8 protein-coding genes, 10 pseudogenes and 1 other annotated feature are annotated in these 20,681 nt (G+C 54.5%); of the genes and pseudogenes, 5 read left to right on the forward strand and 13 right to left on the reverse strand.

Going from position 1 to position 20,681, the window contains the following annotated elements:
• Positions 1-411: 411 nt before the first annotated feature.
• The gene (locus NVS89_RS17415) at positions 412-1,965 is read right to left on the reverse strand and encodes a hypothetical protein (RefSeq protein WP_258734034.1); all 1,554 of its coding nucleotides are present in this window, start codon (positions 1,963-1,965) and stop codon (positions 412-414) included.
• A 414-nt stretch (positions 1,966-2,379) separates the two neighbouring features.
• Between NVS89_RS17415 and NVS89_RS17420 the strand changes: the two are divergent.
• Positions 2,380-3,935, forward strand: a pseudogene (locus NVS89_RS17420) (ISL3 family transposase).
• Between the two features lie 254 nt (positions 3,936-4,189).
• Here the strand turns inward: NVS89_RS17420 and NVS89_RS17425 are convergent.
• The 4 genes and pseudogenes from NVS89_RS17425 to NVS89_RS17440 all read right to left on the reverse strand — a co-directional run.
• Entirely contained in the window at positions 4,190-5,053 is an 864-nt protein-coding gene (locus NVS89_RS17425) for a glycosyltransferase family 2 protein (RefSeq protein WP_258734035.1), read from the reverse strand.
• A gap of 130 nt (positions 5,054-5,183) precedes the next feature.
• The gene (locus tag NVS89_RS17430) at positions 5,184-6,230 is read right to left on the reverse strand and encodes a glycosyltransferase family 4 protein (RefSeq protein ID WP_258734036.1); all 1,047 of its coding nucleotides are present in this window, start codon (positions 6,228-6,230) and stop codon (positions 5,184-5,186) included.
• Complete coding sequence (locus NVS89_RS17435; protein ID WP_258734037.1) at positions 6,230-7,009, reverse strand: WecB/TagA/CpsF family glycosyltransferase; 780 nt, start codon at positions 7,007-7,009, stop codon at positions 6,230-6,232. The genes NVS89_RS17430 and NVS89_RS17435 overlap by 1 nt, the downstream gene beginning before the upstream one ends.
• A gap of 649 nt (positions 7,010-7,658) precedes the next feature.
• Positions 7,659-8,031 (reverse strand): annotated as a pseudogene (locus NVS89_RS17440) (integrase core domain-containing protein); the annotation flags it as partial.
• A 115-nt stretch (positions 8,032-8,146) separates the two neighbouring features.
• Between NVS89_RS17440 and NVS89_RS23005 the strand changes: the two are divergent.
• From NVS89_RS23005 to NVS89_RS17450, 3 genes and pseudogenes are all read left to right on the forward strand, one after another.
• Positions 8,147-8,260: pseudogene (locus NVS89_RS23005) on the forward strand (IS630 family transposase); the annotation flags it as partial.
• Positions 8,261-8,435: 175 nt separating this feature from the next.
• Complete coding sequence (locus NVS89_RS17445) at positions 8,436-9,080, forward strand: IS630 family transposase (protein WP_374114593.1); 645 nt, start codon at positions 8,436-8,438, stop codon at positions 9,078-9,080.
• Between the two features lie 58 nt (positions 9,081-9,138).
• Positions 9,139-9,845: pseudogene (locus NVS89_RS17450) on the forward strand (transposase); the annotation flags it as partial.
• A 22-nt stretch (positions 9,846-9,867) separates the two neighbouring features.
• Here the strand turns inward: NVS89_RS17450 and NVS89_RS23010 are convergent.
• The 6 genes and pseudogenes from NVS89_RS23010 to NVS89_RS17475 form a co-directional block, all read right to left on the reverse strand.
• Positions 9,868-10,077: pseudogene (locus tag NVS89_RS23010) on the reverse strand (transposase); the annotation flags it as partial.
• Positions 10,077-11,035: pseudogene (locus NVS89_RS17455) on the reverse strand (IS3 family transposase); the annotation flags it as partial. The pseudogenes NVS89_RS17455 and NVS89_RS23010, both read right to left, overlap by 1 nt.
• Before the next feature lie 225 nt (positions 11,036-11,260).
• Positions 11,261-12,100, reverse strand: coding sequence for a class I SAM-dependent methyltransferase (locus NVS89_RS17460; protein WP_258734039.1), 840 nt, complete (start codon positions 12,098-12,100; stop codon positions 11,261-11,263).
• 102 nt (positions 12,101-12,202) lie between these two features.
• Positions 12,203-12,919: a sulfotransferase family 2 domain-containing protein gene (locus NVS89_RS17465; protein WP_258734040.1), complete on the reverse strand. Its 717-nt coding sequence runs from the start codon at positions 12,917-12,919 to the stop codon at positions 12,203-12,205.
• A gap of 40 nt (positions 12,920-12,959) precedes the next feature.
• Positions 12,960-14,369, reverse strand: coding sequence for a flippase (locus NVS89_RS17470; RefSeq protein WP_309486567.1), 1,410 nt, complete (start codon positions 14,367-14,369; stop codon positions 12,960-12,962).
• Between the two features lie 251 nt (positions 14,370-14,620).
• Positions 14,621-15,577, reverse strand: a pseudogene (locus NVS89_RS17475) (IS3 family transposase); the annotation flags it as partial.
• On the opposite strand from NVS89_RS17475, the pseudogene NVS89_RS17480 reads away from it, so the two are divergent.
• Positions 15,559-16,724 (forward strand): annotated as a pseudogene (locus tag NVS89_RS17480) (IS3 family transposase). The pseudogenes NVS89_RS17475 and NVS89_RS17480 sit on opposite strands and share 19 nt — an antisense overlap.
• Before the next feature lie 2,161 nt (positions 16,725-18,885).
• Here the strand turns inward: NVS89_RS17480 and NVS89_RS17485 are convergent.
• Positions 18,886-19,452, reverse strand: a pseudogene (locus NVS89_RS17485) (IS5 family transposase); the annotation flags it as partial.
• A 279-nt stretch (positions 19,453-19,731) separates the two neighbouring features.
• Positions 19,732-20,671, reverse strand: a pseudogene (locus NVS89_RS17490) (IS3 family transposase); the annotation flags it as partial.
• Positions 20,564-20,679: a sequence feature (AL1L pseudoknot), on the reverse strand. Its footprint overlaps the pseudogene before it by 108 nt.
• Positions 20,680-20,681 lie beyond the last annotated feature (2 nt).

Below are 20,681 nucleotides of genomic sequence, written 5' to 3' on the forward strand. Positions count from 1 at the left end.
TTTGTCGAGCAGGTGCTGGCCCCTACGTTGAAGCCAGGGACGTCATCGAGATGGATAATCTGCCTGCCTAAGCACCCGCAGTCGCCGGCAAAGCCATCGAAAACGCCCGCGACACGTTTACGCTCGCGCCGCCCTACAGCCCTGACTTTAATAAGATCGAGAATGCCTCCGCAAAACTGAAAGACACCCTCCCGCCCGGGGCCGAACGCAGCATCTCTGCTCTGTGGGACGTCGTCGGGACCACAGTCGGCCTCTTCTCGATCAAAGAATGCATTATTAGGTCAAGGCAGACGGACATAACGTGAAGTCAATTGCAAAAACTCCGAATAATTAGGCGTTATCCGACCGCACCAAAGCGCCCTTACCGCACGCACGAATTGGCGTATACAACATCATATATTTGTCTATTTATCATAATTCTGCATCCCAATTTAGTGTCATCTTTTTCGGCGCTGGAGAACCAAAATGCACAACAAAGTCCGAACCGGACACCCCCCCCAACCACCACGTGGTGTCCCAACTTGTACTAATCCGTATCGAATTAGGAACCCCGCTCATATTATGAGGAATGACAACGTGAGATGAATTCTTGTTTACAAATATTACTCCTCTTTCCGCCAAACGGACACCGCTAAGTGAACCTGGCAAGTATTTGTCACTAAATGAATGGTATGTCAACTCCTGTGCCGACACCTTGTTAACTGCCGTTTGAACATTTGCTCCGACAAATGAAACGCGCGGACCATCCACAATCATACCGCACTGCAAAAAATAGCTACTAATTACGGTGGCTATCGACTTCGTCTTCCACCCCAATAAACAAACCGCTTGCCCAAGAAATGAACACCCAACCATAATTACTCTACTCGTATCGCCATGAGTAGCCGATTTCATATCGATTCCAGTCAACACGTATTCAAACATGCAATTATTCAATTGAAATGCGTGGGTTAGACGTGAATCGACAGGCTCCGTACTTATATATTTTACGCCGGTGGTATGTTTATTGTCCCCATCCCCGCTCATAAACGCGCCAAGATGACACGACGAGAGAGAGAGCTGAAATATAGCGGCCCCGCGGCCCGCCTCTCGCTCGATTGCGAGGCAAGCAGGAGAGAATTCTTTGTTTCGAAATTTTCCACAATAAATCCACGAACTGGACACAGAAAAATGATCCTCATTTTCTGTTTGAGTTTTCGGTAAAACAATATAAATGCCATACCCATTTACAATTATAAGAACATTTCTAAATTCTGTATACTGCACCCAATTCGTTTTAATTCCATGCGCAACCGTTGTTCCGTCTAACACAAAAGGACCAACTACACTGTCAGATATAGTCGTATTGTCGGCAAAATCGAGAAGTACACATTCGCCAGAATGGTTCCCAGCGGGTGCAACATGTAAATTACAAATTCTTGTGCCAATCGTCTTGGTGCCGGTTTTCATGCCATCTGGTAACAACTCCGCCTTGCCCACTATCAGGCGAGCATTGTTCGTGCCACTCAGGCGACTAGCGGGGCCAACGCCGCGTAACGTAATATTATGACCTAAGATACGGACGTCTTTCGAAAACGAAAACCTCCCCTGAGGAATAAATAATTCACCGCCTCCCTTTGCTGAAAGATAGTCTAGAGCGTCTTGAAGCTCTTTAAAAACATCTCCCCCGTCGCCTTTGGCCCCAAAGGCAAAAAGTGACACATTCCCGTCAACCATTTCCCACCAGCGCCCGTCAGCTGTCTGCAGTTTCCCCGGGTGTGAAGGTTCATTCACGGAGGCCCGGTAAGTGGCCGGACTGAATGGCACGTCTTCAGCGTAGCTCGAAATAACCAGAGAATGAACGTCAGTCGAGAAGCGTCGCGCCTTGGCGGCCGCGAAAGTCAGGCGCTCAACAGAGGTAATCTCAGACGTGACGTTCGCTGAAGCGCCATCGCCAGCCGAGTTCGCAGTAGTATATGCGATCATTCCGGAGGTCAGAAATCCTCTGCGTGAGAGGTGTTGACGTCGAGAGTTTCTACACATATCGAACTCCGAACCACATTTCATTGCGAAACAGTCAACTATGATCAGTCATATTGCATGTGAGCATACCCTTTTAGGCGAATTTTAGGCTTGATGCTGACTTTATCCGAAAATGAAATCGTCCCTAATTAAGCCGCATTCGTGTCGCGGCCGCACCTGCGGTGCCAGGCAGCCGGAGAGCTATCTCCATTTCCAGTCGAAGGAGCGCCGGGAAGTAGTGGCTCGGCGTTCTTCGCGGTGACGGCTGTCAAACGGCGTTGGAACGGGACCCTTGATCGGCGTTCAAAAGGGGCTCTGACTCACTTTCGATGGAGTTGAGCGTCGGGTTGGAATTGGTTCACGTGGAGAATCAATGCCATGGGTCAGCATTTACGGGTCTCGGAGCTGGTGCCGCGCGGGTTTGTCGTCGACGAAGTGGTCGGCACGGATTCCGGCATCCGGACCTGCCTCCGTGCCTCCAGCGCGAGCAGTTGCTGCCGGGGATGTGAGGGGACCTCAACGCGCGTTCATAGCCGCTATGCTCGGCAGCTAGCGGATCTGCCGCTTTCTGGCAGGCCGGTTCGTCTTGTTGTTATGGCGCGGCGCTTTCATTGCGATGCGGTTCTCTGCCCTCGCCGCATCTTCACGGAGCGCTTCGAAAGCGGGGCGCTGCTGCCATGGTCCTGGCGCACATCCCGGCTCGATCAGATTATCCACCATCTCGGGCTTGCTTTGGGCGGCCGACCTGCGGCGCGCTTTGCGCAAAGGCTGATGCTGCCGGCCAGCAACGACACGCTGCTCCGGGTGATCCGAAGAAGAGGCCGCCCGCCCCTGATTCCGCCTGCCGTGATCGGCATTGACGACTGGGCCTGGCGACGCAATCAGCGCTATGGAACATTGATCTCGATCTGGAGAGGCGCCAGACCATCGCCCTGTTGCCCGACCGGGAGCCGGCAACAGCGCAGGCATGGCTTAGGGCCCAACCGCAGATCACCATTGTCGCCCGGGACCGGGGTGGCGGCTATGCCCTGGCCGCAGCCAAGGTCGTTCCAGCAGCGACACAGGTCGCCGATCGCCGGCACCTGATGGAGAATGCGAGCCGGGCCTTCGTCGACGCCGTTCGCAAATCCATGCGCCAGACTCGTGCCGCCGTCGGCACATCCACCATCAACCCGAATCTGCTGACCGCTGCCGAACGCATCCAGTATGAAGGATATCTGCACCATGAGGAGACCAACGGGGTCATTCTCGACCTCGCAAAGGCTGGGGTGACGATCAAGGATATCGTTCGCCGCACCGGGTACAGCCGCGGTCTGGTCCGGCGTGTCCTGCGCGGGCAGCGCTCGGATGTCTTCCGCACCCGTGAGAGCTCTCTTGAGCTACTCCTGCCCTGGCTCGACGCGCAATGGGCGGCTAGGCATCGGAACGGTGCGGAACTCTGGCGCCGGCTCCTACAGCAGGGGTTTCGCGGCAGCCTGAGGGTCGTTACGGAATGGGCCACGCGTCGCAGGCGAGTCGAGGCGGTCGAGGGCGGCGGCCTGAACCGGACGCCATCGGCGCGAACCCTTGCACGATTGATTACCCTCGCCCGCGATCAACTCTCCAGATCCGAAACCGTGTTGATCGCGGCGACCGAGAGCGGCGTTCCCTCGCTTGTCGAGGCCCGCGAGATCATCGCCGCCTTCCAGACCATGATCCGTAACAAGGCTCTTGCCGATCTCGGTCCTTGGCTGGAACTTGCGGACTCAAGCCTCGTCGCCGCCTTTGGGCGTGGCGTGAAAAACGATCACGCTGCCGTCGCCGCGGCCATCACGTCTGCCTGGTCCAACGGCCAGACCGAGGGCCAGATCACCAAGCTCAAGCTAGTGAAGCGCCAAATGTACGGGCGCGGGAAACTCGACCTGCTAGAGGCACGCCTCGCCGCCCCAGCATAAAGGGCGCCAACAAATATGCGTCAGTGCCACTGACGCACGCCGATTCACAGTTACGAATCTGAACCCCAAGCAACATCCATTCAAACACAATTATAACTCCCTAGCGACCGACGACGGTCATCCCCTCCTCATCTGAGGAGACAACGTTCCCCGATCCGGAAACATATCGAGCGCGGAATAGAGAGTCACTTACGTTAACCCCGATCAACTTGAGCCGGATCTCGGCAGACAGCAGTCTTCATCCTCCACTAACATCAACAATTATGCAATGTGCGCAAAGGAAGAATGCGGGCGGGACGACGAGGAAGGAAAGGACCCACGCAGAGGCTTACAAGACGAACAAAGGCGGTGCGCGATATCGCCCACTTTCCCCTCATGAGAGAAACGAATAGACGAGCTATAGTACGAATAATTGCGAATATATAACCGACATAATAGCCATGCTGAACCAAAGTGGCACCGTTTCCAAGACCATAAAAAAATGCTCGCTCAATTCCGTTATTGACATCGTCGTTCAATGGAGGGTGATCAATTAACAACGATGCAATTCTAGTACCACGCTTCCCAGCAGCAATAAGGCGCACGCCAAAATCGAAACCTTCACTTGATCCGTGAACGCACCCAATTCCAAGCGTCGGATCAAAGCGATAATTATTAAAATCAGATCTATATAACATGAGGCCGGGCTCCCACATGTTAGCCATAATAGTACGCCTATTCAAAACCACATCATGTGAAATCGGCTCGCACGCCTTGACCCTCCCAGTAGATCGGATGTTACACGTCAAAAAATCAATGTTTCGTTTTCTCAGTTCGGATTCAGCCCTTTGGAAAAAGTCATTTCCCACGGGATAGGTATCGTCGTCGAGAAAACAAATCAATTCGTGCTTCGCAATCTTTGCGCCACGGTTACGAACTTCGCCCGACCCGCAAATATCGGTCATAACGATATTTGCACCCTCGATTTCAATTCGAAACGACGGATTTAAAACTTGACAAACGATTATTATTTCGAGCTCTATACGATCCTGCAGCTGAAGGCATCGAATGATTTCCTTCAGTTTTTGCTCGCGCCCCGAGCCCTCAATAGTGCAAATTACAACCGAAACGGCCATCATCTCGATTTCCCGCAGCTTGATATCGTTGCTTAAATAAAAACGACATATTATCTATATTCTATGACAACATAGATAATCAAACTTACACGCTAAATAATCCGACCGCTCTTGGGTTTACAAAACTTATCTCCTAAAACGCCTTAACAATATCAGAAAACCGCTTAGCCGCAGCAGATATAGAGTACTTTTCTATAACTTCGTATGATCTCTCAATTAGTTGAGTGACCTGCACGACGCTCAGCGTCGATGCCCATTCCAAAGAAGATGAAAGTCCGATAACGTCATTCGAACACACGAGTTCGGGAGATATAAAATTGATCATCTCCGAACATCCACAGGCGTCAGTCGCAATTACCAATCGCTGTCGCTCGAGCGCTTCATTAGCGACCAGGCCCCAGGGATCCGCGAGCGACGGAATGACAAGTAGTTGTATATTATTAAAGAACTCCTCCTTGTCGTCGCCAACGACGTAGCCATGCCAGACGATACGAACATCCTCAGATACCCCCGAAAATCCACCGACATGCAACCGTAACGAGGGATCGGGGAGCTTGGAGAAAGCAGCGACCAACGCTTGTACATTCTTACGCCGATCGGCAGACCCAAGATAGCCAAAGCTACGAATAGGGCCTCGTATCGGCGGCGAGGGGGGGCGACTTGGAGGTGGTACAGCTTGAATCATTCGGCGAATAGGTCTACTAATTTGTAAATAATTTAGATATTTGTCGGACATTTCAGAAAACGATAAGATAACGTTGGACAACTTCGAGAGTATTCTAGTGCTCGTCTCTTGAAAAATTAATTTTAGCCTCCCCTTGAACTGATCGGGAATGTGCTCGACCCAAAGACCAATCTTGCAGCCAAACAGTCGAAATATAACTGCCCAAGCAATCATGCATAAATTAGTTGGGTTATTGTCAAGCAATATCACTATTCGGCCGGACGTAAATGCAAACAATGGAACCAAAAATAATACATTTTTAAAAATCGAAATGTGGCGCAATTGAATAGATCGATAGGGAACGTCATCCGGCTCTGACCAAAGACGGCCTTCATCTCCAGGCTGGTGCGCGTAGAGGACCATTAACTCGATTCCGGAACCATGCAGTTCGCGAAAAAGGGCATCTCTTGCGGGAGTGTAGTAATTCTGAAAAATTATTATTTTAGTGGCCGCCATCAAGCGCCTCGATTCCAAATATCATCTCGAACTGCAGCCCAAAAATACCAAGAATGAAGAAGGTAGCGACGGGCGAGGCGGCGTGGCTCCTGACCAAGCCGCCATAACCATTCTGTTCCGGTTCTCCGCATCCAACTTGGCGCTCGTTTCTTCATGCCTGTCTTGAATTCGAGCGCAGCGCCGACGCAGAAGGCGTAGAGATCACCCAGCTCGTTTCGATGCGAGTGGATCCACAACTCCGATTTGGGTGAGCCGACCCCGAAGAAAAGGTGTGTACACCGGTGCATTCTTATAATGTAAGCAAGCCGTTCGTCCTCCGCGGCGATATCCGAAAAGCCATACGGGGGTGTTATATAAGCTACCGACATCTCGGAAAATCCTCTCGAGCGCAGCTCCGAGACGAGCGCCAACCCAACCTCGTCGCATGCAGTCACAAAAAAGGGACGGTCTGTCGCTGGATTGAGCAGGTCGAACAATTGAGCAAAAAGGTCAGCACCCGTGATGCGGCATGGGACTGTGCTCCCACGCAACCTGGCGTAGGCCAGCACGGGCATTCCGTCGATTGTCCTCAGCCATGCGTCACTGTAAGCATGTCGGAAGGCTGGCGAGACGCGCAATCTGCAGATGTGGTCGAGGTTGGCCGTCACCACACAACGTACACCGCCGTCAAGTGGGACAGGATTGGCGACGATAAACTCAACGATTGATTTCATCCGAGCTGGCGAAAAACGGAAGCCAAAAATCGGAGGATCGGTTTCGTATGGGAGAATATTATTCATTAACGTTATCGATCATGAGGGACGAAGTGGGAAGGGTGTACGAGAACTAGCGCGCAGCTACTTCGACCACGCCGATTCAAAACGAGCCTCAATGACTTTTGCCGATGAAAGGTGCCGCACAACTCAGCCTAACGCAGGCGAGGAAGACAAAGGTTTCATTATTCATTGCCAGTCAGGCTCCTTACCCGTAACCCTCTGCAAGGGTTTGTTGACGCGAGGCCTCTTCTTCATTCGGAAACGAGGCCTCTTGCAAACTTACACAACCCTTCGGTCAGAAGGGTCATTTGGCACCAGACTAAGCTCGACGAACTTACTCCCAGTAGCGTCTGCAAGGTCACAAAAGGACTCCTCTAGACGTCTAATATCATCTATCAGCTCCCGGTCAGCAGCTGTTTCGATCAGTGTTGTGCGGGCCATTCTCAATGCCTGCACGTGGATCTCGAGAGCGTGGTAAATTCGTCCAGCTTGCTCAGACGTCGTCGCAGAGTTGTCTAAGACTTTCTGCACTTGTGTCGATAATACCGAGAGTTGTTCGGTGCGGCATCTCAGAAATAGTGGCCAGTCCATAAGAATGCTCTCCGTCAACTTTCTATTCACATGGATATTTCAATGGAGGTGCCGGCGGCGACTGACGGACAGCTGCCGGTTATGGAGGTTCGTAGCCGGGCGAGGAAGGGCGGCGCTTGGTGTTGTAGTGTTGGCGAGCCCCAGACGACGTCGCATGCCCCGGCCATGTTGTAGAATATCTCCCCATTTAGCAGCTCGACTCGGAGCTTGGTATTGAAGCTCTCGCACTAGCCATTCTCCCAGGGTGAAACCCTACTCGATGAAGGCTGTCCTGGCGACGACGGCCCCGATCCAATCCGCGCGGCCTTGCCGATGGGCTCCAAGCAATTATCGGACCGCGCATGTTCCAGCACACCCCTTAGCACAACCAGGTCCGACAGGTCATCAATGACGGCGGTCGAGCTGAGCTTGCGATCGATGCGGATCGCTAGGCACTCCCCTGCGAACTTATCGATTGTGGCTTTGTCCTTCCTGGCTAGAGCGCTTTCCACACGATCTGACTCAGCCGGGATTCCGTTTCCGGTGTCGTTGTGATTCACCCGTCGTACTGGTGGCAGGAGGCCAGCATGGATGGCTCGAACGCTTTCACAGGACCTTCGGGATCGGGTTGTTGCAGCGGTTGATGGTGGCCTGAGTTGCCGCGCGGCGGCGGCTCGCTTCGGGGTCAGCGTGTCGATCGCGATCCGCTGGCGACGGCGTGCCCTGGAGCACGGTCAGGCCGTGGCCAAGCCGCGCGGCGGTGACCGGCATTCCGGCAAGATCGAAGCGCATGGCGCCTTCATTCTGGAGCTCATCGCCGAGCAGGCAGACATGACCCTGGTCGAGGTTCAGGCGCAGCTGATCGAGCGCGGCGCCCCGGTTGGGATCGGCACGGTGCATCGCTTCATCGTGCGTCACGCGATCACGCGCAAAAAAGGCCGGGCACGCGATCGAACAGGACTGCCCCGACGTCCTGAGGCAACGTCGACATTGGTTCGACGGCCAGATCGACCTCGAACCCGGACCCCTCGTCTTCATCGACGAGACCTGGACTGTGACCAACATGACCCGCGGCCAGGGCGCTGCCCGAAAGGCGGGCGGCTGCGGATGGGCTTCCCGCATGGCCACCAAGCTGGTCGCGGGCCTGCGCATGACCGGCATGGTCGCACCGACGGTTCTGGACGGGCCGATCAACGGCGACTGGTTCGAAGCCTATGTGGCGCAAGTTCTGGTGCCTGAGCTCCAACCCGGCGACGTCGTCATCATGGACAACCTCTCGAGCCACAAGCGGGCCGCAGCGAAGGAGAGGATCGAAGCGGTCGGCGCAACCCTGCGCTTCCTCCCGCCATACAGCCCGGACTTCAACCCTATCGAGAAGGCATTCTCCCGGCTCAGGGCCATGCTCCGCAAGGCGGGCAAGCGGACAGTCAGCGGACTGTGGGACCTCATCGGCAGGCTCGTCGACGTCTTCCAGCCCGGCGAATGCACCAACTACTTCAGATCGTCCGGCTATGAGCCCGAATGAGTGGAAATCGCTCTAATCCGGATTGACGTTCGTTCTGGCCCATTGAGAGGACCAGAACATGAGGCGCAGCCGCTTCACCGAAGAGCAGATCATCGGCATCCTGAAGGAGCACGAGGCCGCGGCGCCGGTCTCGAACCTGTGTCACATGCACCGGGTCAGCGACGCCAGCCTCTACAAATGGAGGGCCTGTCTCGGCGGGATGGACGTGTCGGAGGCCAAACGGCTGCGAGCGCTCGAGGACGAGAATACCAAGCGTTCAGCGCATATTCGCCGACACCATGCTGGATAGCGTCGCGCTGAAGGATCTTCTCGGAAAGAAGTGGTGACGTCCGCCGCCGAGTGCAGAGCTGTCGCCGACCTTATGGAAGCCCATGGGATGAGCGAACGGCGGGCGTGTAAAGCCTCCGGCTTCTGCCGCATGATCATGAGATCCAGAGGCGCGCGCGGGCATGACGCGGCGCCTCGGGAGCGCATGAAGGCCATCGCCCGGGAGCGCCGGCGGTTTGGGTAGCGGCGTCTCCACGTCCTGTTCAGGCGGGAGGGCTTCGGACCCATCACAAGCGGCTGTTTCGCCTCTACCGTGGGGAGCGGCTGATCATCCGCCGGCGAGGCGGTCGCATGCGGACGATCGGAGCACGGGCACCGATGATGATCCTGAAGCGACCGAACGACCGCTGGTCACTCGACTTCGTCGCCGACCAGCTGACGGATGGCCGGCGCTTCCGTATGCTGGCAATCTTGGACGACTGCACCCGCGAGTGCCTAGAGCGTTTTCGACTTGCACAGGGTCATATCCGGCAGCGGCGAAGTAGTTTCGGCACTCGTGGGATTTGAAGTCGTCGAGGCATTCGGCGACGGCGGCTCAGAGGTCGTCGACGGTTCGGGCAGCGGCCCTTCGCAGGAGAGCCTTGAGCTTGGAGAAGGCCATCTCGATCGGGTTGAAGTCGGGGCTGTAGGGCGGCAGGAACAGGAGATGCGCACCGGTGCGCTCGATGGCTCGCGCACGGCATTGTCATGGCAGTTGCCGCGACGGCTCATCGAGGGCTGCAGATCGTGGTGTCTCAGGAACGAAGCCCACTCCATGCTGGTGAACTGGCTTCCCTGATCCGAATGCACCAGCACACGGTCTTTCGGCTTGCGCCGCCAGACGGCGGCCAGCAACGCCTGAAGCACGACGTGGGTCGTCTGCCGGGCCTGCATGGACCAGCCGACGACGCGGCGTGAGAAGAGGTCGATCACGACCGCCAGATAGGCGAAGCCCTCAACGGTGCGGATGTAGGTGATGTCGGTCACCCAAGCCTTGTCAGGCGCCTCCACGTCAAACCGGCGATCGAGCGTGTTGTCGACCGCCAGGGATGGCTTGCCTCCATATTGGCCGGGGCGGCGCTTGTAGCCAATCTGCGCCCGGATGCCGGCAAGTCGCGTCAGCCGCGCAACCCGGTTTGGGCAGCAGCTCTCGCCCATGTCCGCCAGATCGTCGTGAAGCTTACGATAGCCATAGACCTTGCCGCTCCCGCTCCATGCCTCGCGGATCAGCTCGGTCTGTCGTTGGTCTTCCCGAGCGCGTCTGCTCAGCGGGTCTTTCAGCCAGGCGTAAAAGCCACTGGGCTGGACACGCAGGCACCGACACATGGCGCGGATCGAAAACTGCAGGCGATGCGCGGCGGTGAACGCGTACTTCACTTTGCATCCTTGGCGAAGTACGTGGCCGCTTTTTTTAGGATGTCGCGCTCCTCCGTCACGCGCTGTAACTCGCGCTTCAGCCGGCGGACCTCGGCAGCCTGATCGTCATCGCGGGCCACGGCGGCAGGCTTGCCGTAGCGTTTCCTCCACTCGTAGAGCGAGTACTTACTGATCCCCAGCCGCGCCGCCACCTCCGCAACCGGATAGCCCCGCTCGGTGATCTGAAGGACGGCGTCCCGCTTGAAGTCCTCGGTGAGGTTCGCTTTGCCCATCGGGGCCTCCTTGCCTCAAAATTTAGGAAAGAAGGCGTCCAGGACTCTAGGAGCGGTTCAGAACAGCTCAGAGGAATCGACCGATGGTGAGATCATCTAATGCAGCAAACCCCGAGCACGCGAGTCAGCAATCGACATGCCTCGTCAGCTGCACAGGATGCATAAACAAATTCAGCACCAAAGTCTCAACTCAAATCTCCCGCACTCTCACCCGACAATAGCACATCATCTTGGCTTCTGAAGAACGAAAACCATACTATTCAACATTTTCGACCGAAATGGTTCAGGTAAACGTCGCGTGACATTTTCTATAAAATCAACAACGCGCACAGGCAGACATTTTAATAAATATTTCGACTTAAATTCTCCAGTAGTAAGCGTATTTGAGCCGAGTTTCAACTCACAGATATCTATCCCCGCCCTTTCTGCCAAGACCGTAATCTCATCTGGATAAAGTAAAAATATATGGCCATCGCCGTCCGGACGAAATTGAACAGCCTCAAAGTCGGCGGGGTTACTATACTCAGAAAATTTTGGAAGTCGATTACGAAAATAGCGACCATTAGGAGTACTAATAAACAAATAACCCCCAGGGCGAACCAACCGAGTAAGAGAAATCAAAAATTCGTCGGGATGAGCGACATGCTCCAATAATTCAGTGGCGATCACACCATCGTATCGTCCGATATGCTCATTTTCAATATCAAGCAGATTTCCGGCCGCGTAGCTTATGTCGCCATATTCGTATTTCGAACGAACGTAGCCCTCGAGATCTGATCTAAGGTCATTCCATGTTACCTTATAACCGCGCTCTGCAAGAAAAAGAGAAAAGTTCCCCTGAGCAGCAGCTATATCGATAATCGAACTTCCAATAGGTAAATATTTTTCAATTTCATCAACAATTTGCGTAAATCTATTTCTAAAACGAAAATAATAGTCAGGAAATGGCGTCCGAGAGCCAGGCGCGTCGCCTCCGAAATACTCTTTCACATCGTAAAGGTAACAGGACTTAACATCCACTGACCACGTCGGATCAAATCTCGGCAATTTCATGATGAACTCCATTTCAACGTCGAGATGTTTCGTTTTTAAAGTCCGCCGGCAATCGCATTGCCTGAGCGCGACTTAACAACTGCCAACAACTTCATTCTACAACATCGCTTATACTCACGACATATATCCGAACATCTCAAAATCTCTACGATACATAGAAAATATACGCCGCTTTATGTCTTCGTCTAAAATATCTCGAGCCGACTTGTTGCTATTTCTACTTGCATTAACGTGGGGGATGGCGCCACTGATAAGTCCCCGCGCATTCAGCTCTCTTTGAAGGTCGGGCATATTTTCAACTTTAAATATATCATCAACCATGATCCGACCGGCCTGATCGCAGACAAACCAATACTGAGGCCAAAGAACATAATTGTATTTTCGTATATTATGAAAATTTTTCTCTAGCCAATAAATCATGTTTTCAAATGTAGACAGGTCAACATCACGCATGTCCCTTCTATCGTCTATCGGAGCCTCCTCCGTCCCGCCGATTCGAAGGTAGTGGTAGGCTGAAAGTACCCGTTCATATGGATCGCGAACGACAGAAAATTTGTAGGCGCTGCTCCAGAATTGCGGATCTGCTTTGCGAAGCAATTCGGCGGGCTGATGGCTAACCCTTGAACCGTAAAGGCTGACGGCAATCGAAGTTCCAGCGGCCTTCGGCACGTGTACAAAGATTGCGCTTTTCGCGTAAAACGGTTGAGGAACAAAATTAACGATCCGATTGTTCAGCGCTCGTAGAATTGGCGATGGCAATGACACGACCAACGCCTCCTTAATGTCTGCCGCTTTTCGCGACCCTATTCGATCGACAATAAATCCCCACATTTATCCCTCGTCTCAATACACGAACAGACAGTCTAGGACGTCAACTTTTCGTTGGCCACGGCAGCATAATGATATTCAGCCGTCTTTTAACAGCCCAAAACATCATAACGTTCGCGACGACCAGGCTCGACGCCGTAGCCCAAGCAGCACCTTCTATGCCGAAAGATGGCACTAGGACGAAATTTAGAGCCAGATTCCCAACGGCTGCGACCGCACCAGCAATCGCCACATCTTTTTCATGACCAGTCATATTCAGGATCAAACCCACCGAACCGACCAGCACATTCACCATTTGCCCTAGCGCGAGCGCAACCAAGACCATGTACGCGCTTACATAAGGCGAGCCAAAGATAATCGATAAAAGTGCCCGACCATAAAAAATGCAGATTAATACAAGCGGAAGGCTTGATCCAGCAACGAATATCATGCTTCTCCGAGCGAGACGACGTAACTCATCGTGTGCATTGCTGTGATACATGCGCGAAATCGCAGGAGCCAATACTACATTCATCAGTGTTAATATTATACCTATCTGCATGGAAATTAACGAAGCGGATCGATAAGTTCCCACGTCACCAGCGCTTCGATAGATACCAATGACAATGAGATCAGCTTGATTGTTGACTGCGTCGAGACCACCGATCAGCGATAATGGTAACAGAGCTCGAAGCCAAGCGGCCATTTCATAAGCCGGTCTAACATTGCGCAATTCTTGCGGAAGCTGACGTAATAGCATCCATGAACCAGCTGCCAGTGCTACAATTGCAGACAAGACGTTGAGTGCTAAGGCAGACCAAGGTCGAAGGTCGCCGAATATCAGAACTCCGCCGATCATCGTCACAAAAAAAGCTGGGCGAATTAAAGTTTCAGGTATTTGACCCTGAAAAATATGATCTAGGCCGCGAAGAACGGCGTCGCGGAGGCGTCCAAGGGTCACGAGGGGGATAAGCAGGAAGGCGATGGCAAACGCGAGATCGATTTCGTGGTTGCCCTGATCGCGGCGCAAGAACAACCACGCTATTAGGCCGATACAGCACGCGCCGCTTGCGGCAATGACAATCTGATTGGAGCGAGAGATCAACCCTCGCATAAGCCCCCAATTTTCGCGAACATGGTATCTGGAAACTTCACGCACCACCAGCCGTGTGAGGCCGAGGTCGGTTGGAACTGAAAGTAATGTTGCAGTTGCCAAGGCTAGCGAGTATACGCCAAAATCGGTGGGGCCAAAGTGCCTCGCAAGCAATGTCGTGGCGCCGAAGCTCAAGACCATGGAGGCGCCGCGTAGCCCGGCCGTGCCGAAAAATCCGCGCACGAGTTGGCCGAATAGTCGGCTAGCTTCCGGCGTTTGGGGTGACAATCCAAATTCCTCCGCCCGTTCGGCCGTCGCTAACGAATTCCCCGGTGCTCGGAGGGAAGCGTGGCCTCGATCATATGCTATGTACCCGTGCACCGCAGGTGGAGGCCTCGCAGCTCCGGCTCGACTTTAAGCCGTGCTTGGAGCTTAGCAAAGGACGGAAAGGGAATGCCCACAATCTAGGAGGCTTAAGGGCCTGTCGAGGGAGGACGAACGCCGAAGCAAAGCGATTTCGGATGTGACGCGGGAGAAGCTGATCTCAGTGAGGCTGCGTCGGGAAGCCTCTGAGCCCCCCGTTGCGGTCGTTCCATCGTGATCCGCGCCGGGTTCACCGGAGGCCATTTGATTTAAGTCACGCCGCCATTTTGCTGCTCATGAAGCAGAGCGCGATAGCGTTTCTCGGCTTCGGCTAGCCGGCTGTTGCCGATCGGCTTCAGCAGCCGGCGATTGTTGAACGGGTCTACCCAGGTGAGCGTCGCGAACTCGACGGCCTCGAAGGATCTCCAAGGACCTCAGCGATGGATGATCTCTGCCGTGTAGAGGCCCTGGATCGTCTCGGCCAGGGCGTTGTCATAGCTGTCACCGACGTTACCGACGGAGGGTTCGATGCCGGCCTCAGCGGGACGTTCGGTGTAGCGGATGCTCACTTATCGTGAGCCGCGGTCGCTATGATGCACCAGGCCGCCGCGATGAACGGGCCGCCGCTCGTGGAGAGCCTGCTCAAGAGCATCCAGCACGAAGCTGGCATGAGCGGTCCGGCTCATGCCAGCTGCCGACAATACGACGGGCGTAGGCGGTAATCACGAAGGCAACGTAGACGAAGCCCGACCAGGTTGAGACATATGTGAAATCCGACAGCCACAGCCGGTTCTGTGCCGGGGCATGGAGGACCCGGTTCACACAGTCCAGCGGGCATGGTGCCGCCTTGTCCGGAATGGTCATGCGGACCGGCTTGCCGGACCGGCTACGCCCATGCTCCGCATCAACCGTTCGACGTGCAGCGAGCCACGTCGAACCCCTCGCGCGTCATCTGTCGCCTGATCTTGCGCGCCATAGACCTCGAAGTTCTCTGCAAAGACCCGTGCAATCTGGGGCCGCAAGGTCGCCTCACGCTGCTCCCGCGCCGATCCCTTCGCCGGATCGAGGCGCTGGGCGACATATGCATGGTAGGTCGATGGAGCGATCGACAGAACCATTCAGATCGGCTCGACCCCATACGCGCAGTGGCCTTCCCCTGCAAAGTGGTCCGTGAAGTAGGTTTTTTGAGCCTTTGGAGGATGGCGCGATGGCGCAGAAGAAGCACAAGCCGGAAGAGATCGTCGCGAAACTTCGGCAGGTCGACGTCTTGGTGTCGCAGGGGCGGCCGGTGGCGGAGGCGATCCGGACCATCGGGGTGACAGCATTCACCTATTATCGCTGGCGCAAGGAGTTCGGCGGGTTGAAGAGCGACCAGGTGAAGCGGCTGAAGGATCTGGAGAAGGAGAACGAACGGCTGCGCAAGGCTGTTTCGGACCTGACGCTGGAGAAGCTGATCCTGAAGGAAGCCGCGTCGGGAAACTTCTAAGCCCCGCCCGTCGCCGTCGCTGCATCGCGCACGTCGTGGTCAAGCTCGGCGTATCGGAGCGGCTCGCGTGCCGGGTTTTGGGGCAACATCGATCCACGCAGCGCAAGGAGCCCATGGGCCGTGCCGATGAGGCGGAGCTGACCGCCGACATCATCGAACTCGCCACCCGATACGGTTGCTATGGCTATCGGCGGATCACGGCACTGCTGCAGGCGTCCGGCTGGGCGGTGAACGTGAAGCGGGTCGAGCGGATCTGGCGGCGGGAGGGGCTCAAAGTGCCATGCAAACAACCGAAGAAGGGGCGCCTGTGGTTCAACGACGGGTCCTGCCTGCGGCTGCGGCCGGAGCATCCCAACCACGTGTGGTCCTATGACTTCGTCGAGGATCGCACCCACAGCGGGCGGAAGTTCCGCATGCTGAACGTGATCGACGAGTTCACGCGGGAGTGCCTGGCCATCCGCGTCGACCACGAGCTGAACTCGACCGCGGTCATCGACGTGCTGACGGACCTGTTCGTGCTGCGGAGCGTGCCCAGCCATATCCGTTCCGACAATGGCCCGGAGTTCATCGCCAAGGCGGTGCGGGACTGGATCACCGCCGTCGGGGCCAGGACGGCCTTCATCGAGCCCGGCTCGCCGTAGGAGAACGGCTATTGCGAGAGCTTCAACTCCAAGCTCCGGGATGAACTGCTCGACGGTGAGATCTTCTACAGCCCGGCCGAGGCGAGGATCGTCATCGAGAGCCGGCACTAGCACTACAACACCGAGCGGCCACACTCCGCGCTCGGCTACAAGCCCCTGGCACCGGCCGTCATCATGCCGCCGGTGCCGCCGGTGCCGCCGGTGCCGCCAACATCAAATGCGGCCAACAGGCCCACAATGCATTAGAGTCAACATGGACCACTCATGCGGAGCGGGCCACCGGCCTCGAAGAGCACAAGCCAACCCTCAAAATCGTGTTTCCAGCTCCCGTCCATGGCCGGCTCCCTTGAAACCGACTATTCATGAATCACGCAAATGACGCTGCGAGATCCCCAAAACAAACCTCAAGCTCTAATATTGTCAAATCAGCTCTAGAATCAAAAGATTTAAATTGAGCAGTCAATAAGAGCACGTCAGCGAACTAGTACGGCCTCTTCTATCAGTAACATCTCCATTAAACCCCGCGTTTCCCCGACGGCTATGCGAATTAGAATTCATAGGCTTCAGTACTCCCGACGCGACGAGGCCAATAAAAACCCCGAGTAGTGACGAGGTCTTTATCGAAAAAAAAGCGCCCCCAAAAAAAGAGGAGACCATTATATAAACGGACATATAAACACCGAGCCATGGAGGAATTCGTCTATTTATGATTAATCCAGATATCAGATATAAGAGGATAAAAAAACCAATAACTCCGATGAATGACGAGACATACACCAATCCGCTGTCGCCTTTTTGAAACACATCAAATCCACCAATAAGGAATTGAGATGTAGTTAGGTTTATCAATGGGTCAAAGGTTATCGACAAACGATATATCAACTCGTCTCTCACTCCAAATGAGTTGATTAAATAAATTATAAAAACAAGAAAGAACGTTATTGTCGGCACGAACAAAGCAAATAAGCGAGGAATTCGCCTAACCATTGGAAATGAAAACGAAAAAATAACAATCAATGCAACCGCGATACGCGTGTCAGCTAGTAGCGCAAGCACTATACATAGTATACAACAGATATATCTGCGAGACCGTCGATATTGGAAATAATAAATCGACATAATAGCCGTTATTATGGCATAATAACCTAGCGAAAGAGGCTCTAAAAACGGTCCGCTTACTCGGTGGCCATCACCAATGAAGTCGAAAAAGCTCCCCCCAGGGCGAATTGCGCCGACATATAGTCCGATTTCCGAGTACTCGTGATTATCTCCCGACACACTTACCCAGTCTCTCGTATTCAAATAATAAGACAATGGATTCACAATCTTTGTAAAAGTGTCAGGGAAAATAACTTCAAACAACACAATAATGAATGTAAATATAAAAACATTCATATACACGCGAACGGGAGGGGACCTGAATGACATTCCACATAAAATAAATATAGGTATACATAGTATGTTGTACACTAGAGTTAAGTCCGGCATATAATTATTATATAATACATTACATATTGCGATAAATATAATAACATACAATGATATCAGAATCGTATTTGTCGCCCTGAATCCATTGAGAAGCGTCAATATGACCGCCGTAAACGTAAGAATCAACTGTACTATAATAACATTATACGAACCTATTTCAAATATATTGCTATTTATAATCGACAAAAAAAAGTTCATAAATACTAACAGCATTATTGTCGACGCAGTAGCTCGTTGATGCCAACTTACCGCCCGCTCGACAGAAAATTTCATTGTATATGTCCTCATTCTTCTCCGATTTTAGCTACGGTATTGGCTAAATTTGATCAGAGAATGCATACAACACCATGATAAATACATGTATGTTTGCATTTGCCTAATTGGTGTATGGCATCAATAGTCCATTTATATGGCGCGCTTAAATATTCCTACTTTCCTGGGTTTATTGGCGGAGACCTGTGCGAGACTTGTTTATTGACAGACAATGTCCGAAACGACTATCTTGCTGGGAAGAACCATCTGTGCCATCTAATCCTCTAGGTCACGTGGGACCTTCAAGGCGCAAAAGACCTTGCACCTTAGCCTGCAGACATCCGCCTCGGGCATATTGCAAGCCGCGACACGGCGTGCCAATTTGCCGCGTCAATCCAGCCATTGGGATCACCCCCATTCAAAGTGACGTTAATCCGAAAGTTCCTGACATAGTCGTTGAAACTGCCTAATTCATCTACGTCAAAAATTATGGGTTGGGCAAGATAGGCGTGCGCAATCGAAACTGTGCGACACGCTTGATTTCTGTGGAAAATTGGCGGAATCGGTATTCGTCTGCCATTAAAAAGCGAGTAGCGCCTTCGCTGCAGCTCAAGCGGCCTGCCACTGAGTTTTTCCTCCACTTGGAGGGAGGCTTAGGACTCGTTGCTCAGAGCCAGAAGGGGACTGTTGCGGCCAGAGCGAGGGCGGAGAAGAAGACGGTTGGGCAACGATCGTAGCGGGTCGCGACGCGGCGCCAGTCTTTGAGCCGGTCGGACATGATCTCGATTCGGTTGCATCGCTTGTATCGGCGCTTGTCGTATTTGACGGGCAAGGAGCCGGATTTGCGGCCGGGAATGTAGGGCTTGATGCCCTTCTGCTCGAGCGCGTCGCAGAACCACTCGGCGTCATAGCCCCCGGTCGGCCAGCATCCCTGTGCCTTGGGCAGATCGTCGAGCAAAGCTGTCGCGCTAGTGTAATCGCTGATCTGGCCTGCCGTGATGAAGAAGCTCGAGGGGCGGCCGTCGGCATCGGTGACGGCGTGCAGCTTGGTATTCATGCCGCCCTTGGTCCGTGCCGATCACGCGTCCGAGATCCCCTTTTCTACCCCAAGGCTGGAAACCGTGCGGTGAGCCTTGAGATAAGTCGCACCGATCATGACAGTCTGAGGCACGGCCCCCTGGCCGGACAGGTCTTCCATCATTCGGGTGAACACGCCCATCCCACCCCACCGTTTCCTGAACCGCCCCGTGTTTGCGGGAGGCTCCAACTCCTGAGAAGGAGGTGTGTCCGTCGTCAGATGATATGATTGTCTGCCGTCAGCGCCCTTGAGACGGTTTAGGGGTTTTCGGGAAGGGAGGAATTCTGGATCATCGCAGCCATTCAGGAGCTCAGATGAGCCAGAGCCTCCGTTCCTGAGACACCGCAACCGTCTCAAATCATCTGACGACGGACAGTGGAGCCAAGACGAGCAAGATGAACCGCCCCGTGTTTGCCGGAGGCCATTTTGCTTGAGTCACGCCGCCATAGTGGCGGGCGTGAGCACAGCATAATAGGCGGCCTCGGCTTCGGCGGGCGGGATGTTGCCGATGGGCTCGAGAAGCCTATGGTTGTTGAACCAGTCGACCCATTCCAGCGTGGCGTACTCGACGGCCTCGTATGAGCGCCAGGGACCACGCCGATGGATCACCTCGGCCTTGTAGAGGCCATTGATGGTCTCGGCCAAGGCGTTGTCATAGCTGTCCCCGACGCTGCCGACGAAGGGCTCGATCCCAGCCTCGGCCAGGCGCTCGGTGTACTTGATGCTGACGTATTGCGCGCCTCTGTCGGAGTGGTGCAGAGGCCGCCGCGGTGCTGCGGACGCCGCTCGTGCAGGGCCTGCTCCAGGGCATCAAGCACGAAGCTGGCATGGGCCGTGCGGCTGACACGCCAGCCGACGATCCGCCGGGCGTAGGCGTCAATGACGAAGGCCACGTACACGAACCCCGCCCAGGTGGCGACGTAGGTGAAGTCCGACATCCACAGCCGGTCGGGTGCCGGCGCGTGGAACTGGCGGTTCACATGATCGAGCGGACAGGGCGCGGCCGCGTCGCGGATCGTGGTGCGCACGGCCTTGCCCCGGATCACGCCCTGCAAGCCAAGTTCACCCATATAGCCGCGCCACCGTGCAGCGGGCGACCGCGAAGCCCTCCCGGTGCATCTGCCGCCAGACCTTGCGCACGCCATAGACAGCGAAGTTCTCGGCGAAGAACCCGGGCGATCTCTGACTTGAGCGCCAGATCCCGGCGCGCGCGCGCCGATTGCCGTGCCGGGTCGCGCCGCTGGGCCTGCCGCTCACGGTAGGTAGACGGGGCGATCGGCAAGACCTTGCAGATCGGCTCGACCCCATAAGTGCCCCGGTGGTCGTCGATGAAGGCGATCATCGCTTGAACGGGCAAGGCTCTAATCGCCCCTGGATGAAGCTTC

This window comes from Ancylobacter mangrovi (assembly GCF_024752355.1).
In the GTDB taxonomy this organism is placed as follows: Bacteria; Pseudomonadota; Alphaproteobacteria; order Rhizobiales; family Xanthobacteraceae; genus Ancylobacter; species Ancylobacter mangrovi.